Below are 25,585 nucleotides of genomic sequence, written 5' to 3' on the forward strand. Positions count from 1 at the left end.
GCTGTCACTTTCCCGCCCGGATCCCATGCACCCCGCCCGCCCCGCCAGAGCGCTCATCCGCGCGCTGGGCCGTGCCGACTACGAACCCGTGTTTGCCGCGATGCGCGCGTTTACGGATGCACGTACGCCCGAGACCCCGGACGAACTCTGGATCGTCGAGCATCCGCCGGTGTTTACCTTGGGCCTGGGCGCCGACCGCGGCCACTTGCTGGCCGGGCCCGGTGTGCCGGCACACGAGATTCCGGTCGTCCAGACCGACCGCGGCGGCGAAGTGACCTACCACGGTCCCGGCCAGGCCGTGATCTACCTGCTGATGGATCTGCGCCGCAACAAGCCGGGCGGCAAGTTATACGCCCGGCAGTTTGTGGAAAAAATCGAACAGGCGGTCATCGACGTGCTGGCGGCGTATAATCTCGGCGGTGAACGCGTTGCCGGTGCGCCCGGCATTTATATCGCCGCCGGCCCGCGTCGCGGCGCAAAAATCGCCGCACTGGGGCTGAAAGTGCGCGGCAATGGCTGTACCTACCACGGGGTCTCGCTGAATGTGGCGATGGACCTGGCGCCGTTTTCGTGGATTAATCCCTGCGGCTATTCCGGCCTGTCCACGGTCGACATGCGCACCATGGGCGTCGAGGTGCCGCTGCCTGATGTGCAAGAAGCGCTGGCGCAGGCACTTGCGCAGCAACTGGCCCCCCTTTGACCCGAACAACTCCTACTGACAGCCCGCTGGGCTCGAGCGATATGACTACCGACACCGATACCGGTCTGAATCCCGCCTACAACGCCCTCGACAAGCAAAAGGGCGCGAATAAAACCTCGCGCATCCCGATCAAGATCGTGCCGATCGCCGACGCCGAGCGCCTGAAAAAGCCGGACTGGATCCGGGTAAAAGCCGCTACCGCCTCCTCGCGCTTCTACGAGATCAAGGACATCCTGCGCGCAAACAAGCTGGTGACCGTCTGCGAAGAAGCGAGCTGCCCGAACATCGGCGAATGCTTCGGCAAGGGCACGGCGACCTTCATGATCATGGGCGACAAGTGCACGCGCCGTTGCCCGTTCTGCGACGTCGGCCACGGCCGCCCGGACCCGCTCGACGTGGATGAGCCGGGCAACCTGGCCAAGACGATTGCCGACCTGCGCCTGTCGTATGTCGTGATCACCTCGGTCGACCGCGACGACTTACGCGACGGCGGCGCCGGTCACTTTGTCGACTGCATTTCCAAAACGCGCGCCCTGTCGCCGAACACGAAGATCGAAGTGCTGGTGCCCGACTTCCGTGGCCGCCTGGCGAAAGCCCTGGCGATCTTCGCCGACGGCTTGCCGGACGTGATGAACCACAACCTGGAAACCGTGCCGCGCCTGTACAAGGAAGCCCGTCCCGGCGCCGACTACAAGCACTCGCTGGAACTGCTGCGCGACTTTAAAGCGCTGTACCCGAACGCGGTGACGAAATCCGGCATCATGGTCGGCCTCGGCGAGACCGACGATGAGATCCTGCAGGTGATGCGCGACATGCGCGAGCACAATGTCGAGATGCTGACCATCGGCCAGTACCTGTCTCCGTCGAACTCGCACCTGCCGGTGCGCCGCTATGTGCACCCGGATCAATTTAAAAAATTCGAGGAAGCGGCCTACGAGATGGGTTTCGTGCACGCGGCCGTTGGCGCCATGGTGCGCAGCTCGTACCACGCGGACGTGCAGGCGCATAGCGCGGGTGTGGCGGCGTAAGCAGCCAGCCTGCCGCGTACAGCAGAACGGCCTCCGAGGAGGCCGTTTTTTATTCGGGCGCCGCCGCGCAATTACTGCAAGGCTGCCGGCCCCTTGAACTTGTTGTTCAATTCCGCTTCGGTTCGTTCGACACGCTCGATCACCTGCGCGTCCACGCCAACCGGCTGTGTCGGCACAATGCGCGGCGTGATCACGACAATCAGCTCGGTCGAGCTGCCGGTTTCCTCGGTGTTCGAAAACAGCTTGCCGATGCCGGGCACGTCGCCCAGCAGCGGTACGCCGGTGCGGCGCTTGCCCGCGCTCGCCTTGATCAGGCCGCCGATCAGGATCGATTGACCGTTTTCCGCCACCAGCTGGGTATTCACTTCGGTCGTCTTCTTCGACGGGATTCCGCCCAGGAAGGAGCCGGAACTCACTTCCGGGCGCACCCGCATCGCGATGCGCCCGTCGCTGTCGACCGAGGGCGTGACGCGCAGGATCACGCCGGTTTCGAGGAACTCGATGGTTTCGGTGGTGACATTATTGAGCGTGGTCGTGACGCGGTAGCCCAGCTTGTCGCCGATATTCGTCGTCGCTTCCTGGTTTTCCAGCGTCAGCAGCTTTGGCGTGGCCAGCGTGCGCACGCGCCCCTTGTTGCTCAGCGCGTTCAAGTACAGGTCGACATTCTTGTTGACCAGGTTGAAGACCAGGCCCGCTCCGCCGCGCGGCACCAGGCCGCTGGTGCCGATGCGGCTGATGTTCTCGCCGGTGCCGCTGAACACCTTGTTCCACTCGATGCCGAAGTTCTCGTTATCGTCGAGCGTGATCTCGAGGATCTTCGCTTCGATCATGATCTGCTGCGGCTGGGTGTCGATTTCGCGCAGCAGGGCGATGATGCGTTTAACGCCTTCCGCCGTGTCCTCGACCACGATCATGCGGCGCGCCGGCAGCACGGTGACCTTGCCGCCGCGGCCGACGTGTTTCGTGAGGATGTCGGCCACCAGTTGCGGCTCCGAGTACAGCACCTTCAATGCCTTCACTTCCATCTGCCCGCTTGGTACGACCTCGCTCGTTGCCGCTTGCGCCGGGTTGACGATCACATAGCCGTTGTCGCGCGTGAGCACCTGGTAGCCGCCGGCTTCCGCAATCGCGTAGATCGCCTGGCGCGGCGTCATGTCGTACAGGCTGACCGCCACGTTGCCGGTCACGCCTTTCCCCAACATGATGTTGACCCGTTCGTGGCGCGAGATCATCTCGAACAGCTCGGCGATCGGGGTGTCGCGAAACACGAACGAGGTGGGGGCACCGGTGACCGGCGTGGTCGTCGAGGACACGGCGGTGGCGGGTTGCGCGCCCTTGCCCGGGCTGCGCGGCGCGGCGCCGGCGTTCAGGCCGGCGGCCAGGAGCGCTGCCATGACGGTCAAAGTTAACACGTTCTGCTTCATTTGCGGCTTGCCTCGTTCAGTACCAGAACGCTTTTCACGCCACGCTTGGTGAGCGTGACGCCGCGTTCTTCCACCTTGATCAGTTGATAGTCGCCAAACCACTCGCCGACGGCGAGGATCTGGCCATTGATGTTCGCCAGCGCGCGGCTGGGTCCGACCATGACGGCGCGCAGTTCCGGCAGCACCTGCGGCACCTCCGGTTCAGCCGCGACGGCGGGTGCCGGCAGGGCGGGGCGCGCGAACGGGTCGCGTAGTAGCCGCGCCTGGGCGCAAGCGAGCGTCGGCAGCAGCGCCAGTGCCAGGCATGCGGTCATGATGTGCTTCATGGGGTGCTCTCCTGCGGCCGGAATGCCGCGATACGGATCTTCATGACGACCTGGCCCGGTGTCTCGGCCGGGCGCATCTCGAAGCCGGCAATGGCGAGATTCGGCTGCGCGCGCTCGATTGCGCTCATCCACGCCAGCAGGTTGGCATACGGACCGCTGACATCGGCGTCGAAGCCGGCCTGGGTGAAAGCGAGCACCATTTCATCGGGCGCCGGACTGACCCCGTGCAGGGTGACGCCCTGGGCCTGGGCCAGCGCCCCGAGCTCGCCCACCAGGCGCACCAGCAGTTGCGCCGGTGGCTGCGCGGGCGTGGCGCCAAGCCGTTTCACGAGCGCGTCGTTATCAGTCCCGAGCACCGCCAGTTGCGCGGCCAGGAGGCGCGGGTCGCTGCCGAGCAGCTCCAGCTGCGCCTGCTCGGCGCGCACCGCGCGCAGGGCCGCCAGCGGCGCGCGCAGCGCATACAACCAGAGCGCGGCGGCGACGATCAGCAGCAGGCCCGCGCCCATCAGGTGCAGCTGGCGCGCCGGCAGCGCGGCGGCCTTGCGGATCAGGGCGGCGTTCATTGTTTTTCCTCGCGCTTGACGAGCGTGGCGGCGGCCTTGAAGCTGACCGCCCCGCCGTCTTCAATCGTCGCCGTGCTGCTGTTCAGGAAGCGCACGTCGGTGAATGCCGGATCGGCAGCGAGCGTCGACAGGAACAGCGTCATCGCACGGTTGTCGAGGGCCCCGCCTGCGATCTCGATATGGCTGCCCAGGCGCCAGGCCTGCACCGCGCCGGTTTGTGCTGCGCGCGCCTGCACGGTGCCGGGCGGCGGCGGCGCGGGTGGCGCCGCCTGCAGCAACTCCTGGGTGCGCGAAAAGCGCAGCTGCTCGAACCAGACCTTGTCGTTGATCGCGCCATCGAGTACCGATGCCAGCGCCGCGACTTCGCCGGCGCCGCGCAGGGCGCCAAGCGCCGCCACGTTCTCGACCAGGACATCCTTGCGTGCCTGTGCGCTAGTGAGCTGGGTGCGCATCGCGCTGGCCTGGGTCGATGTGGCGCGCCCCTGTTCCAGGCGTGGCGTTTCCAGGGCCAGGCGCCAGCGCAGGAACGCGCTGGCGCCGCCGCCGGCCACCAGAAGCAGCGCCAGGGCGGCGCCGTAGATGGTCAGCGTGCGCCGTGTCCGTACCCCCTCGCGGTAGCTGCGCGGGATCATGTCGATATCAGCCACGGGCTTCTCTCCGCAATGCCAGGCCGGCGGCCAGGGCGATGCCGTGCGTGTCGCTGCCGACCGGGGTCGACAGGGGTGTGCCGCTGAAGGCTTTGAATGGGTCGAGCAGTTCGACCGGCAGGCGCACCAGTTCTTCGACGCGCTGCCCGATATGGCGGTAACGCGCCACGCTGCCGTTCAGGTACACGCGGCTGATCGCGCTGCCGCGCGTGCGCGAAGCGACATACACTTGCGTGCGTACCAGTTCCTCGGCCAGCGCCGCGAATTCCTGGTACAGGATCTCGCGCACCGTGCGTCCGATGTCGGGCGCGCCGCCTGCCCCGTGCGGGGCGCCGGCCGGGGTGCCGATACCGTGCTCGCGCAGCAGCGCCAGCGCTACTTCGTTGGACAGCCCGAGCGCGCGTGACAGGCGGTCGACCAGCTGCATTTCGCCGAAGTCGATCTCGCGATCGAGCATCAGGCGGCGACCCCAGATCACGGTCAGATAACTTTTGCTGGCGCCGAAATTGATCAACAGGACCGACTGATCAAAATCTTCCTGCATCGCCGCCAGCAGGCGCGCAATGGCAGCCGGGCCGATGTCGAGCGCGACCGGCTCCATACCGGCGCAGCGCAGCGTTTCCAGGTAGGCCAGCACGTTGGCCGAGGCGGCGACCGCCGCCAGCACCTGCTTTTCCGGGCCGGCTGCCTCGACGCTGCGCACCTGGTAATAGTCGACCACCGAGTCGGTGGCCGTGCTGCCCAGCTGTTCGCGCACGGCCTTGGCTACCGCCTGCGGCTCGCTCTGGCCGCTTGGCACGTGCACCGTCAGCGGCAGGATGCGCACTTCGCTCGGCGCCAGCACCGACACCACGCGCCGTCCGGCGAACGGTGCGGCGGCCAAGGCTTCGCGCACGAACGCTTTCAGGCGGCGCGGGTCCGCCAGCAGCTGCGCGCGCTCGAACGGGTAAGGAAGCGACAGCGCCGCGCGCACCACCAGGCCAGCGGGCGTGGGGGCGGTCTGCAGCATGTTCAGGCGCTGGGCGGCGAAATCGACGCCGATCGGCGTCGGCGCCGCGGCGCCTTTGCTTGTCAGCGAGGCGAGCCAGGACTTCATGCGGCCGCCTTTACGGGCAGGTTCACGCGGATCGCGTTGCCGCCCGCATGCTTGGCCTCGTACAGCAATTCGTCCGCCAATTTATAGGCGCAGTCAAAGCTCAAGCAGCCGTCGGCCTGGAGCTGCACCAGGCCCAGGCTGACGGTCGGCGCCACACCGCCGGGCAGGGGAGATGCCATTTTCGACGAGATCGAGGCGAGCGCCGCTGCAACGCGCGCTGGTACGTCTGGTCCGCACATCAGCAGCGCGAATTCGTCGCCGCCCAGGCGCGCCAGGTATTCGAGGTCGCCGGCCAGGTCGCCGAAGGCCGCGTGCACCGCGCGCAGCACCTCGTCGCCGCGGCCGTGGCCGAAGGTGTCGTTGATCGATTTGAAACGGTCGATGTCGAACAGGCCGAACCAGCAGGACACGCAGGCGCCATGGTGGTGCGCCACCACGCGGTCGAAGTCGCGCTCGATGTGGCGCCGGTTCCAGGCGCCGGTCAGGTGATCGCGGTTGACCAGCTCGGTCAGCTCGCGCTGAGCCTGCTCTAAATGAAACCGCATCGTCAGGTCGTGCTTGCGCAAGCCGAGCGCGCGCGCGACCAGCGCCAGCGAGATCACGGCCGCCACCAGCATCAGGCATTGCAGCACCCACAAGTCGAGCGCCGCGAAGCGAAAGCGCGAGAGGTAAGTCGAGGCGGTAAACATCAAATAAATGGCGCCGGTGGTGAGCGCCGCTTCGCGCAAGCCCCAGGGCACGACCGGCACCAGCATGATCAGGACCGCCACGCTCAAGAGCAGCATCGCGTGCAGGTGGCCCGAGCGCTGGGCCAGCAGCACCAGGGACGAGCCGCACACCACCAGCAGCAGCATCGCCAGCAGGTACAGGGCGCGCAGCTGCTCGACCTTCGCGCTCGACAGGTAGACGTGCAGGGCGAGGGCGCACAGCACCGAATAGGTATACGTGTAGCCGCTGCCCAGCTCGAACACGGCCGACATGGCGGTGGCCAGCGCCAGGAACAGCAGGGCGACAAGGCTCAACAGGGCGACGCCGCGCCGGGTTTCATGGGTGATCACGGGCGTGGCGTAGTCGCGCAGTTCCGGCACGCCGAAATCGAGGCAGGACCAGACGCCGGACAGATCGCTGAAGGTGGAGGCAGTTGTTTTCATGGCCTGTCGGGTTTAACTGCAGCGCAGGTAGTAGCGCACGTCGAGTTGGGGTTTGTTCGAGCCGTCGAAACTGACGAATTTCGCGTTCACCAGGCGGGTCGGCTTGAGCAGCATGCCGTAGTTCGGCAACGCGCCGTCGGCCCAGCCCTGTACCAGCGAATCGATGCGCAGTGTGTAGATGCCGTTGTACTGGCTGGGCGCGTTCGGGTCGATCGTCACGCTGGCCGCGGGGGTAGCCACGTAGTCACCGCCCGGCGCCGCCCAGGGAGTGCCGGTTGCCTTCACCCAGGTCGCGCTGCCGTGCGACCATGCGGTGGTAATGCGGTGCACGGCCAGCGAACGGTTTGTTTGCGTCGAGGCCGACCCTTCCTTGGTCAACTTCAGGTCGGCCTGGATGATCGATGCCTTGTCCAGTTCGCCAGGAAGCTCGAAGTAGACCAGGGGATGGGCATCGCCGTCAGTGGCCAGCAGCGATTTTTCGCTGGACTGGATGGTGTTGTTATTCCGGATGATCGTGGTGTCGTCGTCGCCATCGCCGATGATGACCTTGTCCTTGGGGTCCTTGACATCGTAGACCTGCACGCTCCTGGTCAGCGCGTGCACCGCCTTGCTGTTTTTTGTCGTCAGGCTGACAGTGATTTTGCCCTTGTTCCAGTCGATGTCGCTGACGGCGACGGTCCCGCCAGGCAGATCGGGCGTACCGAAATAATCTTCGTCGTAGTTACTGTTGCAATCGCTTTTGGAGGCGCGCCATTTGGCCAGCTGGACGCCGCTCGTGGCCAGGTAGCGCGCCACGTCGATATCGTACTGGGCGTCCACTGCCGCGACGTTCATGCTGCCGTCACGTGTCATCGTATAGGCAAGTGCACCGATGATGGCCAGCGTCAGCGCCACCGGCAGCAGCAGGATGCCTTGTTGGCGTGCACGGCTCATCGCGCGCTTCCCATGCGCACGGTGGCGCTCGCGCTCGTGCTGGCGCCACCGTTCGGCAGGCCCAAACTCAGGCTCACCGTCACCAGCGGATGCTGGCTGTCGGTAGCGGAGGCCGTCAGGCTGAAGGCTGTGACCGATTCGGCCAGCGTGTAAATGGCCGAGCCCTGCTGCTCGACCAGCACACCGCCGCTGACGCTGTAGACGGCAGGCTTGAGCCACTCGCTGTTGGGCTTGTCCAGCTCCGCTTTCGACGGCGCCGTGATGCGAATACGCGCGGCAATCCGTTCGAGGGCGAAATCGGCATCCCGTTCGAGCGCCACCCGGTCGCCCGAGATGCGCGCGGCGGCCGATGCGGTTTGCAGCATCGGCACCAGCGGTCCCATGATGAGGGCCGTAATGGCCAGCCCGAGCAGCAGCTCGACCAGGCTGATGCCATGTTGCCGGGTGCAGCGGCGCGGGCTCATCGCGCCACCAGGGTGGTGAAGGGATAGCCCTTGTCCGAGGTGAGGGCGATGGTCAGCAAAGCCGATTCGCGCCGGCTGCCGGAACCCGTGGTCAAGGTCACTGGATTGTCGAAGTACTGCTCGGTCATGGTGATGGACAGCGCGCGCGCGATACCGTCGCATGAAGCGTCGGCAGGAAGCATATACGTGACGGGCTTGTTCCTGGCGGCCGCATCGGCCACTTCCCATAAAGTCTGGTACGGCTCCGCCAAAATGGTTTCCATCGTATTTCTCATGCAACGCAGTTCCCGCGCCTTTTCCATACCGATCCGCGATGCCATGAGGCCGTTCCTGATCGCCTCGCCCATCGGCACGGCGCACATCGCCAGCAGGACGACGGCGACCATGATTTCCACAAACGAGAAACCGTGCTGGCGGGCTGCGGCGTTCAAAACGACACCCGGCCCGTCACCGGCGCAACGCGCACGACGCGTTCCACATTGCCGTGGCGGATCGTGATCTTGCCTTCTTCCTCGAGCGCTTCGATGCCCTTCGAGCCGACGTAGGACGGACTGCCATCCGGGCCGAAGGAGGCGTAATTGGTGGTGGTCGTGTCTTCGTATTTGAAGAGGGAATTGGCAATCGTCGCACGCGGCATGGCGTTTCCGGCAAAGCTGATCTTGTAGGGGCGTTTGTCGACGGGATGCAGGGTGGTGATCCCGGCCGATGCGACCCGCAGTTCCTGGGTGGCGGGATCCACGCTGACCAGCTGGTATTTCCCGGTGCGGATCGCCTCGCGCTGGGCAAACCGCACTGCCCGGGCGACTTCCGCTGCCGCCGCATCGGCGGCAGCGGGGGACAAGGACGACGCCTGGGGTATGGCAATGACGGCAGCCACGCTGATGACCGCAACGACGGTCAGCATTTCAGCGAGACTGACCCCTGCTTGCCGTACCCCGGGACGAAGCAGCACGACGACTCCTTACTGCGTTTACTTGGCAGACAACAGGGTAGTACCGTCACGCGCCAGTTTGGTGGTGTTGATCTGGAACGTGCCGTCTGTGTTGACGAAACGCCAGCCCACTGTAGTGGTGGCGTTTGGTAGGGTAGTTGCAGCGGCTGTCACGACGGTAACAACGCTCGAGCTGGTAAGTGGCTCGACCGGGATCGCGCGCAGATACGGACCGTAGGTGTAGCCAGGAGCGTTAATACTGCAGGTATGGCCGCCAGCATTGCTGTACGTCGTCAACTGGGCGATCAAGGTCGCCTCGGTGTTGTCCGTGGCGGAGCCGGCAGTACCGCCCGTGCAAGCTGGTGCCGTCCCGGTTGGAGCGCGCGATGGATAAGTACTATTGTGCTGCGCACGATACAGTTCGACCGCCGAACGCATCGTTGTCAGGTTGGCAATCGCGGCCGACTCTTGCGCGTCACCGGAACTGTTCGAAAACTGTGGAATCGCAATCGCCGCGAGAATCGCGATGATGATCACGACGATCAGGAGTTCGATCAGCGTAAAGCCTTTGGCAGCGTGGCGGCGGAAAGTGGAGGTTGTCATCATTTTAAGTAGTTAGCTGCGAACGGATTGCGTTTCGGCAAATTTAGGGGAGAAAAGGAAGATTAGCATGAAGCCCAGACTCAATTGTTGCCATTGCGCATTAACTTTTACATGTGTGGTTTTTTAATGCACGGCTTTTGACATTTTGAAAATAGGCAGGATGATCGAGGTCACGATGGTCCCCACCAGGATGCCCATCACCAGCAGCATCACGGGTTCGGCCATCTTCGCCATGCTGTTCAGCTGACGCGTCAGATCCCGTTCGTAGTAGTCGGCAACCCGGCCCATGACCTTGCCAAGCGAGCCGGTCCGCTCGCCGGTGTCGATCATCTGTTTCACGCTGACCGGAATCAAGGGGCTGTCGCGAAACCCCGCCGCAATCCCCCGTCCTTCGGTCACCTGCACCTCGAGTTCGCCGATGAAGCGCTGAAATTCGGCGTTCGGAATCACGTCGCGGCAAGCGCCAAGGGTGGCGAGGATGGTCACGCCGCGCTCGAGCGAAATGCCCATCACGCGCATCAGGCGCGTCAGGTAGATCTTGATGAAGATGTCCTTGACGAATGGCAGGCGCAGCTTCATGCGGTCGAGCCATTCGCGCGCATCCGGGCGCCGCAGCGCCACGATGGCAGTGGCGACCAGGGCCAGCAGCGCACCGCCAAAGACGATGCCATTCTTCGTCAGGAGCTCGCTGGCGAAGATGAACACCTTGGTCGTGATCGGCAATTCGTCATAAATCGCCGTAAACATCACCGAGAATTTCGGGAACACGGCGACCAGGATGAACACCACCACCAGGATCGAAAACACAATCAGGAAACCCGGGTACGACAGCGCCGAGACGATCGTGCTGCGCAGCCGCTCCTGCTTTTCGTCCATCTCGACCAGCTGCTCGAGTACCTCGGCCAGGAAGCCGCCGGCCTCGCTGGCGCCGATCAGGTTGATGTAGGTGGGCGGGAACAGTTCCGGGTGTTTTTCCAGCGCTTCGGAAAAGCGCCGGCCGCTGACGATGTCGTTGGCGACTTCGCCGATGATCGCTTTCAAGCGTGGCTTGCCGGCCTGCTCGTGCAGCGCGCCCAGCGCGTCGTGCAGGGGCACGCCCGTTTCCAGCAGCAGCACCAGGCGCTCCGTAAACATCACGCGGTCGGCGCTGCCGATGCGCGATTCAGAACTAAAATTCCACGTCCGCTTGCGCCCGCCGGCCACGCCTGCCGGCGTGGCGGCCGGGGTACCCGTTGGGTCATCCCATTCAAGTGCCATACGGGTCCTTTATTGAGAATGCACGACGCGCGCGATTTCTTCGGGCGTGGTGTCGCCGCCGAAGGCGCGTTCCATGCCGTCGGCGTACAGGTCGCGGTGGCCGCTATCGGCCACGTGCTGCGTCATCGCGTCCTTGCTGGCATTGGCCACGATCATGCGCTGCAAATCCGTGCCCACTTCGAGCATCTCGTAGATGCCCAGCCGGCCCTTGTAGCCGGAGTCGTAGCACGACGGGCAGCCACGGCCTTTTTGCAGTTTCAGGTTGCCTTCTCCCTTGTAACCGTAGGCCGCGGCCGCGGTCGGCGGCACCAGGTAGCCCGTTTTACAGGCCGGACAGATGCGGCGCACCAGGCGCTGCGCCATCACGCCGATCAAGGCCGAGGACAGCAAATACGGCTCGACGCCCATCTCGACCAGGCGCGCGACGGCGCCCAGCGTGTCGTTCGTGTGCAGTGTGGTGAGCACCAGGTGACCCGTGAGCGCGGCCTGCACCGCGATCTCGGCCGTCTGGCGGTCGCGCACTTCACCGACCATGATGATGTCCGGGTCCTGGCGCAGCACGTGTTTCAGGATCTTCGGGAAGGTCAGCCCGATCGCATCGTTCACCTGGTTCTGGTTGATGATGTCGAGCTGGTACTCGACCGGATCCTCGATCGTGACGATGTTCTTTTCGATACTTTTCAGGTAGTTGATCGCCGCGTACAGGCTGGTGGTCTTGCCGCTGCCCGTCGGGCCGGTGACCAGGATTAGCCCATGGCTGCGCCCGAGCAGGCGTTTGAAGGCGTCGACCGCTCCCTTGTTCATCCCCAGTTTATCCACGTCGAGGATCGACTGGTTTTTATCCAGCACGCGCAGCACGACCTTTTCGCCGTAGATGCCGGGCAGCGACGAGAAGCGCAGGTCGACCGTGCGGCCTTGCGTCATGACCTGGATGCGGCCGTCCTGCGGTAGCCTGCGCTCGGCGATGTCGAGGTGCGCCATCACTTTCAAACGCGAGACGATCGCCGGGTGCAGCTCGACGCGTGGCGACATGACCTCGTACAGGATGCCGTCGATGCGCAGGCGGATGCGCGATTTATTCCGCGAGATCTCGATGTGGATGTCGCTGGCGTTGTCGTGGATCGCGCGCTGGATCACGGCATTGACCATGTTGATCACCGGGCTGGCGCCGGCCATCTGGTCGATCTGCGTGTAGTCGTCCGGGATCTGGTTTTCCACCAGTTCCAGGTCGTTTGCCTCGCTGTGGATAAAGTCCGGCATCGTGCCGCCGTAGGCGTCGTCGCGCACCCGGTTGATGTCGGCCGGCGGCGCCATCGCCACCCGAATGCGGCAGCCGGTGCGGGTGCGGATCTCGTCGATGCTGTGCACCGCCTGCGGCTCGCCGGTGGCGATCGTCAGCGTATTCTCGACCACGAACAGCGGGATCACGTTCAGGCGTTTCGCCACGTCGCGTTCGAGCAGCGAGACGGCAACCGGGTCGTACAGGCCTGCGCGCAGGCTCACAAAAGGCAGGTCGAGCTGCTCGGCCAGCGCCTGGAACAGCGCGGCTTCGGACAGCCATTTTTTCTCGACCATGATGAAACCCATGCGCTTGCCGGTCTGCTCCTGCAATCTCGCCGCTTCCGCCACCTGGCTTGCCGTCACGATGCCGCGTTCGACCAGGATATCGCCCAGTTTCAACTGGCCACCAGAGCGCACCGGCTTTGCCGAGGCGGGCGGAGCATCATATAACTCAACTTGGTCGGCCACGCCCGTCACCTTCAGGATGTCGAGCAGCAGTGGGCTCGGATAGGCCAGTTTCAGCCAGCCGCCCAGCGCCCCGAGCCGGTTCGCCGCGCGCGTCATCAGTTCCAGCGCGCGCCCGGACAGGAGCGGCACCTTGCCCAGGTCGAGCACGATGCTGACCTGGTGCTGGGTGATGCATTCGGCAATCGCGCTTTCCACCGCATCGATGGCATCGCTTGCTACCAGCGCCATCGACGGCGCCAGGTAGGTCATCGAGCCGATACGGCTGCGGGTGACAGCTTCACTCATTTAGGCTGCGGCTTTCACGCTGCCGCTTCCACGACGTCGCGCGCGATCTTGAAGCGCGCGATCCATTCCGGCTCGCTGGCGCAGACCTCCTCGAACACCTTGATGATGGCCGGGTCGAGCTGGCTGCCGGCCACACGCGCAATTTCGGCCATCGCCACTTCGTGGCTGCGCCCGGCGCGATAGGCGCGCGAGCTGGTGATCGAATCGTAGGTGTCGGCCACCGCGATGATGCGCGCGTGCAGGGGAATATCGTTGCCCTTGAGCCCATGCGGGTAGCCGGTGCCGTCGTATTTTTCCTGGTGGTGGCGTGCGCCCGGCACCGCGCCTTTCAAACGGTCGATGTGGCGCAGGATTTCGTAGCTGCGCTCCGGGTGCACTTTAATGAAAGTGAACTCGTCGGCCGTGAGGCGGCCCGGTTTGCACAGCACCGCGTCGGGAATGCCGATTTTACCCACGTCGTGCAGGAGCGATCCCCAGAACAGGTCGTCGGTGTCGCGCGAACCCAGGTTCATCAGCGCACCGATTTCCATCGTGATGTGGTGCACGCGCTCGGAGTGACCACGCGTGTAGGGGTCTTTCGCTTCGACCGCCTCGATCAGGGCATTCGCCATCTGGTCGTTGAATTTTTGCGTTTCCGCCAGCATGCCGTACATCTTCGACAAGCCCGACAGCTGGTTCGCCAGCAGTTCGCCGAGTTTGCGGTCGCTGTTCGAAAAGTCGGGCTTTGCCAGGTGATTTGCCAGCACCAGGATCGCCACCACGCTGCGCTCATGAATCACCGGGCAGCACAGCAATTTGAACGGCAGGTCGGTGAAGATGTAGGCGCGGCGCGGATCGTCGACGTCGTTGATGACGATCGGCGCGCGCGCCGAATGCGTGAAGCGGTACAGATCGCCGCGCATCTCGACCAGCACCAAGTCCAGGTTGTGGATCGGCGCCGACAGGTTCGTGGCGTGCACGCACAGGTTTTCGCCCGGTTTCACGAAGGCGGCGACGTCGGCGTCCATGTGTTCGGCCCAGCTTTGCAGCAGGCGTTCGAACAGGTCGGCGCCCGGTTCGAGTTGCTGGACCTGCTTGTCGATCGCGTACACCAGGTGCAGTTCTTCGTAGCGCTCGGACAGCTCCTGCGCCATGGTATTGAGTTCGCGCTTGGCGGTATATTCGTCGGCGATGCCGGCAGCGATGTCCTCGAAGGTTTCGGCCAGGCCGTCCCAGGCCAGCGGAGCCTCCGTCAGGCTGGCAACCGGGTTGGCAATCCTTACCGCCAGATAGCCGAGCAGGCCGGTCCTGGCGTGGATCGCCATGTACAGCAGCGTGGCGCCGTCGGCATCCATGCGCTGCATGCCCTCGCCGTCGCAGGGCCAGGCGAAGCCGGCCGCACATCGGGTGCCGATCCAGTGTCCGATATCGCTGTCGGGCAGGGACGACCAGACCAGGGCGCCGGTTGGCGCGCACACCGCGAAGTCATGCAGGACGCCGGTGGTGCGGCGCAGCCAGCGCGCATAACGGGTGAAATCGAGGTCGGTCAGGGCATCAAGCTGCATGGGTATTCTCCGGCGAGGTGGCGGCGTTTGCAAAATAGGTCGTCAGGCGTGCAATCAATTGACGCGGGCTGAGCGGTTTTTCGAGGAAGTCGACATTGGGCAGTTCTCTTACCCATTCGCGCTCGCCCGATGCGGTCATCGAGGTCATCACGAAGATCGGGAACCTGTCATCCGGATAGCGCGCGCGCGTGGTGCGGCACAATTCGCGCCCGTCCATGCCGGCCATCTGGATGTCGCTGACCATCACGTCGGGACGGCGCGCGCTCATCTTCTCGAGTGCTTCCGCGCCATCGTTGGCGCTAGCGACCTCGTAACCTTCGCGCTCGAGCATCAGGCGCAGCACGCGGATCACGTGGGGCTCGTCGTCGACGAGCAGGATCGTGCGTTTGTTCATAGGACTTGGCCTCCTTCGACCAGGGCCGGCATTTTTTTCAAGTGGATCGAGAACACGCTGCCGTGTCCGAGTTCGCTGTCGATCGTCAGGCGACCGTGGTGCAGTTCGATGATCTGGTTCGTCAGGTACAGCCCGAGGCCGTGGCCGCCGCGCTGTTCAGTACCGGTTTCACGCACGCGGAAGAATTTCTCGGTCACGCGCTCGCGGTCTTCCGGCGTCATGCCGATGCCGCTGTCGCGTACGGCGATGACGACATCGGTATCGCTTTCGTCGGCGGCCAGCACCACGGTGCCGCCGGCCTGGTTGTATTTGATCGCGTTATTGAGCAGGTTGTTCAGGGAAATGCGGAACAGGTCCTTGTCGATCGAGACGGCGGCCAGGTCGCGCGCCACCTGCAGGTCGAGGCGGATGCCCTTGGCTTCGGCGCGCGTTCGTGCCTGCTGATACGCGTCGCGCAGCAGGTCGTCGAGTTTTACACGATGGCGTTCTGGCCGCATGCTGCCCATCTCGAGCTTGCTCACGTTGAGCAGGTTGTTCACCAGTGAACTCATGCGCTCGACCTCGTCCTGGATCACGTTGATCGCCTCGACCCGCACCGCCGGGTCGTCTTCGCCGACGTCGGCCAGCATCTCGCCGTACATGCCGATCACGTTCAGCGGCGACTTCAGTTCATGCGCGACGTGGGCGACGAAATCGTTGCCGGCCTGGCGCGCCAGGTGTTCGCGGGTGGCGTCGCGCAGCACCACCAGGGTGCCGTAGGCCATCGAGTGGCCGAGCAGCGCCTGGGCAGTGGCCCACAGGCGCTTGCCGGGCACGCCGGCCGGGTTGAATTCGATGGTCATCTGGCTGCGCGTGTCGAGCCCGGCACTACGGAAGCGTGCCAGCATCGCGCGCAGTTCGGGATCGCGGCACCAGGCCTCCACCGGTTGCGACAGCACCTCGCTCACCGGCACACCGAGCAGTGGCTCGATTTTGCCGGTCGCAAAAGTCACTTCGCCGGCCGGGTCGAGCACGAGTAAACCGTCAGGCAGGCATTGCAGCACCGCCTGCATCTTGTTGCTGCCGTATTCGAGCAGGCGCCCGCTGGCCATGTTCGCCACGCTTTCCTGTTCCAGTTCGCGGATGCGCGTGCTGGCCTGGTCGAGATAACGGTTCAATTTATGCGCCAGGCCGCGTACGTCGGCGTCGCTGTCGGCGGCGGCCGGCACCGGCAGCGTCTGGCCGGTACCGGCCTGGGCGGCGGCAGCGACGGTGCGCAACTGCTCGCCGAGCGCGGCCAGCGGCGCCATTTCGCGCTTGATCACGAGGTAGATCAGCGGGACGAGCAGAAACATCGCCAGCGCAATCAGCGCATAGAAGGGCAGGTCTTGCATGTTAAACGGTGTGCGCGCTTCAAAATAACCGATGCGCACCTGCGTTTTCTCGTCGGCGCTGGCCAGCGGGCCATGGAATTCACGGATCGCGCGTCCGTTATGGCCGGCGGGAATGGCGCGCTCGGCGAAACCGGTCAGGGCCAGCGGGGCGGCGGGCGGCACCAGGGTGCCGGCGCTGGCCACCTCGGCCAGGCTGCGGCCATTCTCGGCGCTCACAGCCGCGTAGGCGAAATCGGGATTGTCGCGGTAGGCCAGGATCGAATCGAGCACGCCAGGTACGCCCCTGGCCGGCACCAGCACGGCCTGCGGCAACGCGGCGAGCGAACGCACCATGCCCAGGCCTTGTGCGCGTACTTGTTCGGCGCGCTCGGTTTGCTGGCGCTGCAGCAGCAGCGTCACCACCAATGTGATTACCGCCAGCATGGAGCCGACAAGAATCAGGCCGATCCGGTTATTTTTCATGATTGGCGTGCTTCCGGGCGGTATGGGCGCAGGGCGACGTAAGTGGTGGCTAAGCTTCCGACTATAGTGGAAAATTTCTTTGAGGAAAATAACATTCTGCGTCGCCGGTCCATCTGGTTAAACTTTTGTCGATAGCAGGACACACTTTTGGACGAATCGTACAGTTCAGCGTGGCTGTGCCGCCGCAATGCGGAACAGGAGGTTGGCCCCATCCGCGCTATAGTGATAACAAGCAGACATCACCTTTACGACACATGAGCAATCCACGTTACGACGCTTCCGACAACGACACGGGCGACGACGCTTTCCTTGAACGCGAACTCGACCTGGCCGCTCGCGGCATCGAACTGGTCAAGATGGAAGGGCGGGTGTTTCTGCGCTTCTCCGGCGAAGTCAGCTATGAAGGCTTGCGTGTGCCCTATGCGCTGGTGCCGGCACGCGGTGTGCTGGCCAAGCCGGGCAAATGGCGCAAGATGGACTTGATTACCCGGCGCGAACTGATCGAGGAGCGCACCGGCGACAAGGCATTGGCCGAACTCCATCTCGACGCCGAGGAGTTTGTGCGCGACATCGCCGAACAGGCCGACGACGCCGGGTTCGACCCGCGCCTGTTCCTGGGGGTGCTCGACGAACTCGAAACTTCGGAACCGGCCGACTACGTGTTCGAGCGCATCCGCCAGCGGGTGGATCACGCGATCGAACGCGAGCAGGAAGAGCGGCACGCTGCCCGTACCAAGGAAAGTATCAATTTGGCCGAGTACCCGGAATCGTTCGAGGTGGCCAGCCGCATGCAGAGAAAGTTCATCGCCTTGTTGGGGCCGACGAATTCCGGTAAAACCCACCGCGCGATGGAAGCGCTGGCGAAAGCGGGCAGCGGCGCCTACCTGGCCCCACTGCGCCTCTTGGCGCTGGAAAACTACGAGCGCCTGCAAGCGGCGCGTCCCCATGGCGAGCCTTTGAACGTGAGCCTGATCACGGGGGAAGAGCGGCGTATCGCCGAAGGCAGCACGCACGTGGCCAGCACGGTCGAGATGCTGGACAGTAAAACGCCGATCGAAGTGGCGGTGATCGACGAAATCCAGATGCTCGCCGACCGCGACCGCGGCGCCGCCTGGACCGCCGCCGTCTGCGGCGCGCCGGCCGCCACCGTGTACCTGGTCGGGGCGCCGGAAGCGCGCCGCGCGATCGAGGCGCTGGCCGAACGGCTGGAAGTGCCGCTCGAAGTGCACATACTGAAACGCATGGCGCCGCTGGCGATGGAGCCGGGACCGGTGCGCAAACTCTCGAACCTGCGCCGGGGCGATGCCGTCATCGCCTTCTCGCGGCGCGAGGTCCTGATGTGGCGCGACATGATCACCGAGAAGGGATTGTCGGTGGCGACCGTCTACGGCAACCTGTCGCCCGAAGTGCGGCGCGCCCAGGCCGAGCGTTTCCGGGAGGGCAAGGCCGATATCGTGGTCGGCACCGATGCCCTCGCCATGGGCCTGAACATGCCGATCGCGCGCATCGTGATGACGACTGCGGTGAAATACAACGGGGTCGAGGAAGAAGAGATTTCGGCGGCGCTGGCAAAACAGATCGCCGGCCGCGCTGGGCGCTACGGCGTGCACGAAGAGGGTTTTGTCGCCGGCTACGACGACGATACCCATGAAGTCATGCGCGCCCTGATGAAGGAAAAAATCGCGCCGGTGCCGGCCACCGGCTTTGCCGTCGCGCCCTCGCTCGAGCAGTTGCACAGGATCTCGTCGGTGACCAGGGAGACTTCCCTGGTCAAACTCCTGCGGCGTTTTGTCCATAATATCGACGTGCCGGACGGTTTTTTCTATCCGCGCATCACGCAAGAGCAGAACGAACGCGCCGAATGGCTCGACACCCTGGACCTGTCGGTGGCCGATAAATTCATGCTCTCCCTGGTGCCCATCTCGAGCCGGGTACCGATGCTGCAAAGCGCCTGGGAGCACTGGGCCTTGTCGCTGGCAAAAAAGAAAATTTCCCGCCTCACGCCGAAGCCGGAAGGGCTGCTCTGGAAGAACCTGCAGGAAGTCGAAGACACCTGCCGCCTGTATTCGGCCTATGCCTGGCTGGGTTACCGCGAACCCGAGTTCTTCCCCAGCATCCTGGAAGCCCAGCAACTGGCACGCGAAGCGTCCGAGCGGGTCGATTCGCTGCTGCAGCAGCAGAACGCAGCGACGCGCAAGCGCCAGGGGAGTACGGTGAGCAAGCCCGGCAAGCAGAAACGTCGGGCCTGATCCCGGTGTACGATAGCAAATTCGCTACCGGACAATCCACCATGACCACCCAACACAGCTTAGAGAGTTTTAATCAGCGCGGCATCGGCACGCTGCCCGGCTACCTCGGCATCGAAATCACCGAGATCGGCCACCAGAGCATGACCGCGCAGCTGCCCATCAAACCGCATCTGCTGGCGCCGAACGGCTACCTGCACGCAGGCAGCGTGGTGACCTTGGCCGATACCGCCGCCGGTTACGCCTGCATCGCCAACCTGCCCGAAGGCGCGCAGAGTTTCACCACCATCGAACTGAAATCGAACCATTTCAGCACCGCGCGCGAGGGAACGATTGTCGCCGTGGCGAACGTCGTGCACATGGGGCGCACGACCCAGGTGTGGGACGTCAAAGTGACGGACAAGTCGAACGGCAAGACGATCGCCTTGTTCCGCTGCACGCAAATGATTTTATATCCCAAGCAAGCGAGCGCGTAACGCTCTCAAGGGAGCGGCGGCACGCAGGCGGCGGCCACTCCGCCCGCGCTGCCGCCGACGGCCGGCAAGTCCGACGGCGGCTTGCCATTCCCCACCAGGATAGCCGGCTGGCCTGTATAGGTGAGCGTCAACTCCTCGCCGGCGTAATTGTCGAGCGCCTTCGGCACGAAGATGGCGAAGCGGTAGTTCAGGTCGGGATAGAAGCCGCTCTGGAAAAGCTGCGTCGGCGGTCCTTCCTGGATTTCGGCGGCGACGGCGTCGAGGATCGGCATCGTGTCGCCCGCATTGTTCAGGTCGACCTGGCCCTGGTAGCGCAGCGAATAGGGGGACAGGCCGCCGAACTCGCGTCCCTCGTGGCTGACCCGAAAATTGTTGACGTTGTAACGAAAGCCGCGCCCCGCGTATTCCGTGATGTCGGCATTGCACAGCACGAAGATGGCCCAGAAACCTTGCGAATCGACCGGCGTCAGATGGCCGACCCGGTACAAGGCGGCCGACAGCGGGATGGGATTCGTAAAACGAATTTCGTGCGCATTCGCGACATGCTGGTAATGCAGCACGGCGAGCGCCTTCGGCCGCGGTCCGGCGCAGGCAGCCAGCGCGAGCAGCGCGGCGAACATGCCTATTCGGGGGAACAAATAACCCATTGCATCTCCTTTGCGCATGGCCACAACAGCGTAGCCAGCGAATGCATCAAGCTTGGCCCGTTCCGGCACCGCAGGCTTGCGCTAAGTCAGGCGTGCTGTAGCATTCGCGTCGCCTATGCGGTCAATCCAGTGTAATGACAGATCGGCATCACGGCAAGGCGAGCACGGCCGCAGTGACAGGTTCAGCCGGCGGCCAGCGCCTTTTGCAGCAGGGCATGCACTTCGGTGAAATCCGGTTCGCCGACATAGCGCTTGAGGATGGTGCCATCCTTGCCGATGACAAAGGTAGTCGGCGTCAGGGTGACGTCGCCGAAGGATTTGGCGATATCTCCGCCCGAGTCGAGGGCGACGATGAAGGGCAGCTTGCGCGTCTCGGTAAAGTTGAGCACGTAATTCGGCGGGTCGTACTGCATGGCGACCGCCACGAATTCCAGTCCCTGGCCCTTGAACTTGTTGTAGGTATCGACCATGGCCGGCATCTCCTTCACGCACGTGGTGCACGAGGTTGCCCAAAAATTGACCATCACGACCTTGCCGCGCAAGTTCGCGGTACTGATCTTGTCGCCGGCGATGCTGATGAACGTGACCTCGGGGGCTTTTTCGCCGCGCGCGAAGCTCAGGTAGCCGACGCCCGCCAGCGCCAGCAAAGCCAGGCCGATGGCGGCGGATTTGATCCAAGAAGGGGTGCGAGCAGTCATGGCGCAGGCGAAAAAAAGCGGGGCCAGGCCCCGCCGGGATTACAGGGCGACCGAGGACGTCTTCGGGAACTGCGTACGCAGTTCTTCTTCGGTCATGTATTCAAAGATTTTCACGACGCGCTGCACGCCCGCGACGCTCTGGGCGATCTTGGCTGCCAGGTCGCCTTCGCGCTGGGTCACGCGGCCCATCATGTAGACGGTGCCGCGCTCGGTGACGACCTTGAACGAGGTTGCCGAGATCGTTTTCATCTCGACCAGGCTGCCCTTGACGTTACCCGTGATCAAAGCGTCCGACGAGCGCGAGGTGTAGCTCGACGGGCCCGCCACCACCAGTTCGTTGATGACGGAGGCGACGTTTTCGATGCCGCGCACTTCGCGCTCGATCGCCGCTTTCATCGCCTCGTCGCGCACTTCGCCGGTGAGCAAGACCTTGCGGTTGTAGCTGGCGATGTTCACGTGGCCGGCGCTGCCGACCAGTTTCGGCACCTGCACTTCAGCCTTCACCGTGATCGACTTGTCCTCGGTCTGCGCGCCCAGCGTGCGGCGGTCCATGGTGGCGGCCGCACCCATCGCGGCGCCGCCGATGACCAGCGGCACGCAGCCCTGCAGCGAGCCCAGCATGGCCAGACACAGGACGGCTTTTGCCAGGGGGCCCTTCAGGCCGGGTTTATTCATTCTCGTCTCCTCCGAAAAGCGCGACGTCGATGCCGTCGCAAATGCAGTGAATGGCGACCAGATGCACTTCCTGGATACGCGCGGTACGGCTGTGCTGTACGTTGATGTGGACGTCGGCGTCGGTCAGGAGCTTGGCCAGCGCGCCGCCATCCTTGCCGGTCAAGGCAACGACGCGCATCTCGCGTTCGAGCGCGGCCTCGACGGCGGCCAGCACGTTGCCCGAATTGCCCGAGGTCGAGATCGCCAGCAGGATGTCGCCGGCCTGGCCGAAGGCTTGCACCTGCTTCGAGTAAATCTCGCGGAAACTATAGTCGTTGCCGACGGCCGTCATGATCGAGGTATCGGTGGTCAGCGCGATGGCCGGCAGCGGGAAGCGCTCGCGCTCGAAGCGGCCGACCAGTTCGGCCGCGAAGTGCTGGCAGTCGGCGGCCGAACCGCCGTTACCGCATGCCAGGATCTTGTTACCGTTGGACAGGGCGCCGAACATCAGTTCGATCGCCTGCGAAATGGGTTGCGACAGAGCCGCGGCCGACCGCAGTTTCAGGTCGGCGCTCTCCTGGAAGTGAGCAAGGATGCGTTGAGTATTCATAGCCGAAGATTATAGTGTAGTAGCGCGTGCGGGCGGCAAAGCAATGTAAAGTTTGCTTACAACTGCCGGATCAGGCCTGTCAAACTTGAATCGCGTCGCGCAGCCACTCCAGTTCTTCGCCATCGATGGCGACGACGTCGAAACGGCAGGGCGGCAGGGTGGGAAGGCGTTGCAGGTAGACCTGGGCGGCGCGCACCAATCTCCGGATTTTACTGGGAGTGATGCTGGCGGCGGCCCCGCCGTGACGGCGGTCGGCGCGCTGGCGCACTTCCACGAACACGAGCGACTCGCCGTCGCGCATGATGAGGTCGATCTCACCGCCTTTACAGGTGAAATTGGCTTCGATCAGGAGCAGGCCGTGACGGCGCAGGTAGCGCAGGGCGGTTTGCTCCCAATCGCGGCCCTGGGACTGCTTCTCCGACAGGCGCGGCGGCCCCATCTCACTTCCCGGCCACCGCTTCGTAACCGATGCCGTCGCGGTAGACGGCGGCTGCTTCGTCGCGCCGCAGCGTCCAGGCGCCATCGTTCTGGCGCACCGACAGGCGGCCGGTGACGCCATCGAGCTCGAAGTTCGTGCCCGGCTGCTGCGCCAGCGTGCGTGCTACCTGGAAGGCGTCGATACCGAGCGCATATAAACGCTGCATGTCGAGCGAGTCGGCGTCGACCGGGCGCGGGTAGGCCATCACTGCAGGGTGATCCGGCTGGATGGTCCAGGGCAGGTCGACTAGGCGCACGCCATCGAGTTCCGGCACCGACAGGCCCGGCGCGCGGCCCGGATTGGCGACCGAGAGCGCATATGTCGGCAACGAGGTGCCGAGGGCGCTGCGCACCTGGCGCAGGGCGCCGGCGTCGAGCGCGGCAAACACCAGTGCGGGACGGTCGGTCTCTAGGCGCGAGCGCAGTGCGGCCAGCGCATTGGCGTCGACATAGCCGTCAATGCTCGGCAGTTCGACGGTCGCGTTGTCGTGGCCCAGGCGCGTCCAGCGGCTTGTGAACGCACCGGCGGCGCGCTGCTGCCAGGCCGCTTTGCCGCCGAGCACGAGGGCGCGCCCGGTCGGGTGTTCTTTCGCAGCCCACTCGGCCACCTGCCGCGCTTCTTCTTCCAGCGACAGGCCGACCACGAGCAACTGGGGCGGCAGCGGGCGGTCGGTCTGCGGGTGGTTCAGGGCCAGCGTCGGTTTCGTCACGACATTACCGGCAACGATCGCGGCCACGCTCGAGCGTGCCAGCGGGCCGACGATGATGTCGTTCTGTTCAAGGGCGCGGGCATACGCCTGCAGGGTCGATTCGGGCGAATCTCCGCTGGGAATCACATTCACCTCGATCCCGGCGCGGTCGCGTTCATGACCGGCCATGAAGCCCGCGCGTACGGCCTCGGCAGCCTGGCCGAGGCCGGGCGACTGTAGCGGCAGCAGCAGGGCGATGCGCGCCGTGCCGCCGGCCGGCCGGGCCTGCGCTTGCGGCGCGCCGGTGACGGGATACAGTTCCACCGGCGAGGTGCTGGTTTCCGAGCCCGGTTCCGGCGTCGGCGGGGGCGGCTCGTAGGGGCGCGCACTTGTGTTTGGCAAGGCGGGCGCGCACAATCCGCCCGGTACGCCGCAACCCATATCGGGCGGCAGGGGCGTGCTGCTGCATCCAGCCAAGCCGGCAATCAGGCCGACCACAGCGGTGGCAATGACATTTTTTAGACTTTTTACGCGCATCGTATCCTCAACATGACCGACAACCAGTCCATCGATATCGCCCAGCTCCCCGTGATGGCCGAGGCAGCTCAACAGTCTTATCCTACAGCAACATTATACGTGGTGGCCACCCCGATCGGGAATGCCACCGACATCACGCTGCGCGCGCTGCACTTGCTGGCGCTGGCTGACGTGGTCGCCTGTGAGGATACCCGCAAAACCGGCGCGCTGCTCACCCGTTACGGCTTGAACAAACAGATGGTCGCGGCGCATCAGCACAACGAGCGCGAAGTGGCCGACAAGCTGGTGCTGCGCCTGCGCGCCGGCGAGCGCGTGGCCCTGGTGTCGGATGCCGGCACGCCCGCCGTCTCCGATCCGGGCGCGCGCATCGTCGATGCCGTGCGCGCAGCCGGCCTGCGCGTGATCCCGCTGCCGGGCGCCTCGGCGGCGGTCACCGCGTTGTCAAGCAGTGGCCTGGTCAACGACCGTTTCAATTTTGTCGGCTTTTTGCCGGCCAAGTCGAAGCAGCGCGAAGCGGCCTTGACGGCGCTGGCGCGCGAGCCGGCGACGCTGGTCATTTACGAGGCACCGCACCGGATCGTCGATTGCGTCGAAGCCTTGGTTGGGGTGTTCGAGCCGACGCGCCAGGTCGTCTTCGCGCGCGAGCTGACCAAAATGTTCGAGGAAATCCACCGCTGCCCGCTGGGGGAGGCGCTGGCCTGGGTCAAGTCCGACCAGCACCGCGAGCGCGGCGAATTCGTCGTGCTGGTGGAAGGGGCGACGATCGAGACCGATGCGCAGGATGTGGAAGCGGAGCGCATCCTGAACATTTTGCTCGCCGAATGCAGCGTCAAGCAGGCGGCGAATCTCACCGCGCAGATCACGGGGCGCAAGAAGAATGCGCTGTATGAGCGGGCCTTGCAGATAAAAGGCGAGTAATCGCGAACGGTTCGCGGCTGTTCTGGTTCTTCACCACTTGCACCCGCTATCCTTCTTGTCCGCCAACATCAACAGCGGCGCGAATAGCCCTCCCGGCACCCCGTCCTTGCAGTTTCTCCGCTTCGCCGCCCCGATCGCGCGCGCGGCGCGGGTTTCGGTTTCGAGCGGCTTGTCGGGAAACTGGCCGATGGCCGTGCCCTCCTTGGCAGGGTCGCGGATGTCGGCCAGTGAGCGCGCCATCTTGCGCGCGGCCTCGCGGTCGAAGCGCGGGGTGTCCGGTTCGTCCGCCGGCTCCGGCGCCTGTTGTACCGTGAAGGGGTCAGGCTGCGCCGGTTGCGGCGCCGGATCGACCGCGATCACGGGCCGCGCTGCTGCGCCTTGCGCACTGCGTGCCGGACGCGCAGCAGGCCTGACAGGCGCCGGCTCCTCGACCCGCGGCGCAGGGGGAGGAGGTGGGCGCAAGCGCACGGCGATCGAACGCGGCGCTTCCTCGCCATCGCGCCGCGATTGGCTCCGCCCCATGTTCAGCACCAGCGCATGCACGACGAGCGAGAGCGCGATTCCGACCGCGATGCGCCGATTCGCCCGTCCCGCGCCGCCCTCGAAAGCGGCACCACCACGCGCTGCCAATGTCACCATTGTCTATCCTGATACCCGCGCCATCCAAAAAAATGAAAACCCGACCTTGACCAAAACAATCCCA

The 25,585-nt window shown here is 64.6% G+C and carries 28 protein-coding genes; 5 read left to right on the top strand and 23 right to left on the bottom strand.

The window, feature by feature from the left end:
• Positions 1-25: 25 nt before the first annotated feature.
• Together lipB and lipA are read left to right on the top strand one after the other, a co-directional pair.
• A complete protein-coding gene (lipB, locus tag ACHAC9_RS15485; protein WP_435760955.1) occupies positions 26-700 on the top strand; it encodes a lipoyl(octanoyl) transferase LipB in 675 nt (224 codons plus the stop codon).
• A gap of 41 nt (positions 701-741) precedes the next feature.
• On the top strand, positions 742-1,728 hold the full coding sequence (lipA, locus tag ACHAC9_RS15490; RefSeq protein ID WP_435760956.1) for a lipoyl synthase: 987 nt from the start codon (positions 742-744) through the stop codon (positions 1,726-1,728).
• Positions 1,729-1,799: 71 nt separating this feature from the next.
• Here the strand turns inward: lipA and ACHAC9_RS15495 are convergent, their stop codons facing one another.
• The 16 genes from ACHAC9_RS15495 to ACHAC9_RS15570 form a co-directional block, all read right to left on the bottom strand.
• On the bottom strand, positions 1,800-3,140 hold the full coding sequence (locus ACHAC9_RS15495) for a type II secretion system protein GspD (protein ID WP_435760957.1): 1,341 nt from the start codon (positions 3,138-3,140) through the stop codon (positions 1,800-1,802).
• A gap of 8 nt (positions 3,141-3,148) precedes the next feature.
• Entirely contained in the window at positions 3,149-3,478 is a 330-nt protein-coding gene (locus ACHAC9_RS15500) for a hypothetical protein (protein WP_435760958.1), read from the bottom strand.
• Positions 3,475-4,041, bottom strand: a complete 567-nt coding sequence (locus ACHAC9_RS15505) for a GspMb/PilO family protein (RefSeq protein WP_435760960.1) — start codon at positions 4,039-4,041, stop codon at positions 3,475-3,477. Before ACHAC9_RS15505 ends, ACHAC9_RS15500 begins: the two co-directional genes overlap by 4 nt.
• On the bottom strand, positions 4,038-4,688 hold the full coding sequence (locus tag ACHAC9_RS15510) for a PilN domain-containing protein (protein ID WP_435760961.1): 651 nt from the start codon (positions 4,686-4,688) through the stop codon (positions 4,038-4,040). Before ACHAC9_RS15510 ends, ACHAC9_RS15505 begins: the two co-directional genes overlap by 4 nt.
• Positions 4,681-5,784, bottom strand: a complete 1,104-nt coding sequence (gene pilM / locus ACHAC9_RS15515; protein ID WP_435760963.1) for a pilus assembly protein PilM — start codon at positions 5,782-5,784, stop codon at positions 4,681-4,683. Before pilM ends, ACHAC9_RS15510 begins: the two co-directional genes overlap by 8 nt.
• Positions 5,781-6,935 (bottom strand): GGDEF domain-containing protein, encoded by a 1,155-nt coding sequence (locus ACHAC9_RS15520; protein ID WP_435760964.1) that lies wholly within the window; start codon positions 6,933-6,935, stop codon positions 5,781-5,783. Before ACHAC9_RS15520 ends, pilM begins: the two co-directional genes overlap by 4 nt.
• A gap of 12 nt (positions 6,936-6,947) precedes the next feature.
• Positions 6,948-7,868: a DNRLRE domain-containing protein gene (locus ACHAC9_RS15525; protein ID WP_435760966.1), complete on the bottom strand. Its 921-nt coding sequence runs from the start codon at positions 7,866-7,868 to the stop codon at positions 6,948-6,950.
• Positions 7,865-8,332, bottom strand: a complete 468-nt coding sequence (locus ACHAC9_RS15530) for a PilW family protein (protein WP_435760968.1) — start codon at positions 8,330-8,332, stop codon at positions 7,865-7,867. Before ACHAC9_RS15530 ends, ACHAC9_RS15525 begins: the two co-directional genes overlap by 4 nt.
• Positions 8,329-8,763 (bottom strand): type II secretion system protein, encoded by a 435-nt coding sequence (locus ACHAC9_RS15535; RefSeq protein ID WP_435760969.1) that lies wholly within the window; start codon positions 8,761-8,763, stop codon positions 8,329-8,331. Before ACHAC9_RS15535 ends, ACHAC9_RS15530 begins: the two co-directional genes overlap by 4 nt.
• On the bottom strand, positions 8,760-9,284 hold the full coding sequence (locus ACHAC9_RS15540) for a prepilin-type N-terminal cleavage/methylation domain-containing protein (RefSeq protein WP_435760970.1): 525 nt from the start codon (positions 9,282-9,284) through the stop codon (positions 8,760-8,762). The genes ACHAC9_RS15535 and ACHAC9_RS15540 overlap by 4 nt, the downstream gene beginning before the upstream one ends.
• An 18-nt stretch (positions 9,285-9,302) precedes the next feature.
• Entirely contained in the window at positions 9,303-9,869 is a 567-nt protein-coding gene (locus ACHAC9_RS15545; RefSeq protein ID WP_435760971.1) for a prepilin-type N-terminal cleavage/methylation domain-containing protein, read from the bottom strand.
• Positions 9,870-9,989: 120 nt separating this feature from the next.
• Positions 9,990-11,123 (bottom strand): type II secretion system F family protein, encoded by a 1,134-nt coding sequence (locus ACHAC9_RS15550; protein ID WP_435760972.1) that lies wholly within the window; start codon positions 11,121-11,123, stop codon positions 9,990-9,992.
• A gap of 9 nt (positions 11,124-11,132) precedes the next feature.
• Positions 11,133-13,157, bottom strand: coding sequence for an ATPase, T2SS/T4P/T4SS family (locus tag ACHAC9_RS15555; RefSeq protein WP_435760973.1), 2,025 nt, complete (start codon positions 13,155-13,157; stop codon positions 11,133-11,135).
• Positions 13,158-13,171: 14 nt separating this feature from the next.
• Positions 13,172-14,701, bottom strand: a complete 1,530-nt coding sequence (locus ACHAC9_RS15560) for an HD domain-containing phosphohydrolase (protein ID WP_435760974.1) — start codon at positions 14,699-14,701, stop codon at positions 13,172-13,174.
• A complete protein-coding gene (locus ACHAC9_RS15565) occupies positions 14,691-15,095 on the bottom strand; it encodes a response regulator (RefSeq protein ID WP_435760975.1) in 405 nt (134 codons plus the stop codon). Before ACHAC9_RS15565 ends, ACHAC9_RS15560 begins: the two co-directional genes overlap by 11 nt.
• Positions 15,092-16,930, bottom strand: a complete 1,839-nt coding sequence (locus ACHAC9_RS15570; RefSeq protein ID WP_435760976.1) for an ATP-binding protein — start codon at positions 16,928-16,930, stop codon at positions 15,092-15,094. Before ACHAC9_RS15570 ends, ACHAC9_RS15565 begins: the two co-directional genes overlap by 4 nt.
• 254 nt (positions 16,931-17,184) lie before the next feature.
• Here ACHAC9_RS15570 and ACHAC9_RS15575 point away from each other — a divergent pair, with 254 nt between their 5' ends.
• Positions 17,185-19,179 carry a helicase-related protein gene (locus tag ACHAC9_RS15575; RefSeq protein WP_435760977.1) on the top strand — a complete coding sequence of 665 codons (1,995 nt, stop codon included), beginning with the start codon at positions 17,185-17,187 and terminating at the stop codon, positions 19,177-19,179.
• A gap of 41 nt (positions 19,180-19,220) precedes the next feature.
• The gene (locus tag ACHAC9_RS15580) at positions 19,221-19,652 is read left to right on the top strand and encodes a PaaI family thioesterase (protein WP_435760978.1); all 432 of its coding nucleotides are present in this window, start codon (positions 19,221-19,223) and stop codon (positions 19,650-19,652) included.
• 5 nt (positions 19,653-19,657) lie between these two features.
• Here the strand turns inward: ACHAC9_RS15580 and ACHAC9_RS15585 are convergent, their stop codons facing one another.
• From ACHAC9_RS15585 to ACHAC9_RS15610, 6 genes are all read right to left on the bottom strand, one after another.
• Complete coding sequence (locus tag ACHAC9_RS15585) at positions 19,658-20,299, bottom strand: hypothetical protein (RefSeq protein ID WP_435760979.1); 642 nt, start codon at positions 20,297-20,299, stop codon at positions 19,658-19,660.
• A gap of 182 nt (positions 20,300-20,481) precedes the next feature.
• Positions 20,482-20,997: a peroxiredoxin family protein gene (locus tag ACHAC9_RS15590; protein WP_435760980.1), complete on the bottom strand. Its 516-nt coding sequence runs from the start codon at positions 20,995-20,997 to the stop codon at positions 20,482-20,484.
• A 39-nt stretch (positions 20,998-21,036) separates the two neighbouring features.
• Positions 21,037-21,672, bottom strand: a complete 636-nt coding sequence (locus tag ACHAC9_RS15595) for a BON domain-containing protein (protein ID WP_435760981.1) — start codon at positions 21,670-21,672, stop codon at positions 21,037-21,039.
• Entirely contained in the window at positions 21,665-22,261 is a 597-nt protein-coding gene (locus tag ACHAC9_RS15600; RefSeq protein WP_435760982.1) for a phosphoheptose isomerase, read from the bottom strand. Before ACHAC9_RS15600 ends, ACHAC9_RS15595 begins: the two co-directional genes overlap by 8 nt.
• 79 nt (positions 22,262-22,340) lie before the next feature.
• Positions 22,341-22,700 carry a YraN family protein gene (locus tag ACHAC9_RS15605; RefSeq protein ID WP_435760983.1) on the bottom strand — a complete coding sequence of 120 codons (360 nt, stop codon included), beginning with the start codon at positions 22,698-22,700 and terminating at the stop codon, positions 22,341-22,343.
• Position 22,701: 1 nt separating this feature from the next.
• Complete coding sequence (locus tag ACHAC9_RS15610) at positions 22,702-23,964, bottom strand: penicillin-binding protein activator (RefSeq protein WP_435760984.1); 1,263 nt, start codon at positions 23,962-23,964, stop codon at positions 22,702-22,704.
• Positions 23,965-23,976: 12 nt separating this feature from the next.
• Between ACHAC9_RS15610 and rsmI the strand changes: the two genes are divergently transcribed.
• Positions 23,977-24,882 (top strand): 16S rRNA (cytidine(1402)-2'-O)-methyltransferase, encoded by a 906-nt coding sequence (gene rsmI / locus ACHAC9_RS15615; protein ID WP_435760985.1) that lies wholly within the window; start codon positions 23,977-23,979, stop codon positions 24,880-24,882.
• A 30-nt stretch (positions 24,883-24,912) separates the two neighbouring features.
• On the opposite strand, the gene ACHAC9_RS15620 is transcribed toward rsmI, so the two are convergent.
• Complete coding sequence (locus tag ACHAC9_RS15620; protein ID WP_435760986.1) at positions 24,913-25,521, bottom strand: hypothetical protein; 609 nt, start codon at positions 25,519-25,521, stop codon at positions 24,913-24,915.
• Positions 25,522-25,585: the final 64 nt, after the last annotated feature.

This window comes from Massilia sp. CMS3.1 (genome assembly GCF_051262535.1).
Taxonomy (GTDB): Bacteria; Pseudomonadota; Gammaproteobacteria; order Burkholderiales; family Burkholderiaceae_D; genus Telluria.

Coding starts and splice junctions, on each gene's coding strand:
- lipB (WP_435760955.1), top strand. CDS start 26: ATGCACCCCGCCCGCCCCGCCAGAGCGCTCATCCGCGCGCTGGGCCGT.
- lipA (WP_435760956.1), top strand. CDS start 742: ATGACTACCGACACCGATACCGGTCTGAATCCCGCCTACAACGCCCTC.
- ACHAC9_RS15500 (WP_435760958.1), bottom strand. CDS start 3,478: ATGAAGCACATCATGACCGCATGCCTGGCACTGGCGCTGCTGCCGACG.
- ACHAC9_RS15505 (WP_435760960.1), bottom strand. CDS start 4,041: ATGAACGCCGCCCTGATCCGCAAGGCCGCCGCGCTGCCGGCGCGCCAG.
- pilM (WP_435760963.1), bottom strand. CDS start 5,784: ATGAAGTCCTGGCTCGCCTCGCTGACAAGCAAAGGCGCCGCGGCGCCG.
- ACHAC9_RS15520 (WP_435760964.1), bottom strand. CDS start 6,935: ATGAAAACAACTGCCTCCACCTTCAGCGATCTGTCCGGCGTCTGGTCC.
- ACHAC9_RS15525 (WP_435760966.1), bottom strand. CDS start 7,868: ATGAGCCGTGCACGCCAACAAGGCATCCTGCTGCTGCCGGTGGCGCTG.
- ACHAC9_RS15530 (WP_435760968.1), bottom strand. CDS start 8,332: ATGAGCCCGCGCCGCTGCACCCGGCAACATGGCATCAGCCTGGTCGAG.
- ACHAC9_RS15545 (WP_435760971.1), bottom strand. CDS start 9,869: ATGATGACAACCTCCACTTTCCGCCGCCACGCTGCCAAAGGCTTTACG.
- ACHAC9_RS15550 (WP_435760972.1), bottom strand. CDS start 11,123: ATGGCACTTGAATGGGATGACCCAACGGGTACCCCGGCCGCCACGCCG.
- ACHAC9_RS15555 (WP_435760973.1), bottom strand. CDS start 13,157: ATGAGTGAAGCTGTCACCCGCAGCCGTATCGGCTCGATGACCTACCTG.
- ACHAC9_RS15560 (WP_435760974.1), bottom strand. CDS start 14,701: ATGCAGCTTGATGCCCTGACCGACCTCGATTTCACCCGTTATGCGCGC.
- ACHAC9_RS15565 (WP_435760975.1), bottom strand. CDS start 15,095: ATGAACAAACGCACGATCCTGCTCGTCGACGACGAGCCCCACGTGATC.
- ACHAC9_RS15570 (WP_435760976.1), bottom strand. CDS start 16,930: ATGAAAAATAACCGGATCGGCCTGATTCTTGTCGGCTCCATGCTGGCG.
- ACHAC9_RS15575 (WP_435760977.1), top strand. CDS start 17,185: ATGAGCAATCCACGTTACGACGCTTCCGACAACGACACGGGCGACGAC.
- ACHAC9_RS15580 (WP_435760978.1), top strand. CDS start 19,221: ATGACCACCCAACACAGCTTAGAGAGTTTTAATCAGCGCGGCATCGGC.
- ACHAC9_RS15585 (WP_435760979.1), bottom strand. CDS start 20,299: ATGGGTTATTTGTTCCCCCGAATAGGCATGTTCGCCGCGCTGCTCGCG.
- ACHAC9_RS15590 (WP_435760980.1), bottom strand. CDS start 20,997: ATGACTGCTCGCACCCCTTCTTGGATCAAATCCGCCGCCATCGGCCTG.
- ACHAC9_RS15595 (WP_435760981.1), bottom strand. CDS start 21,672: ATGAATAAACCCGGCCTGAAGGGCCCCCTGGCAAAAGCCGTCCTGTGT.
- ACHAC9_RS15600 (WP_435760982.1), bottom strand. CDS start 22,261: ATGAATACTCAACGCATCCTTGCTCACTTCCAGGAGAGCGCCGACCTG.
- ACHAC9_RS15605 (WP_435760983.1), bottom strand. CDS start 22,700: ATGGGGCCGCCGCGCCTGTCGGAGAAGCAGTCCCAGGGCCGCGATTGG.
- ACHAC9_RS15610 (WP_435760984.1), bottom strand. CDS start 23,964: ATGCGCGTAAAAAGTCTAAAAAATGTCATTGCCACCGCTGTGGTCGGC.
- rsmI (WP_435760985.1), top strand. CDS start 23,977: ATGACCGACAACCAGTCCATCGATATCGCCCAGCTCCCCGTGATGGCC.
- ACHAC9_RS15620 (WP_435760986.1), bottom strand. CDS start 25,521: ATGGTGACATTGGCAGCGCGTGGTGGTGCCGCTTTCGAGGGCGGCGCG.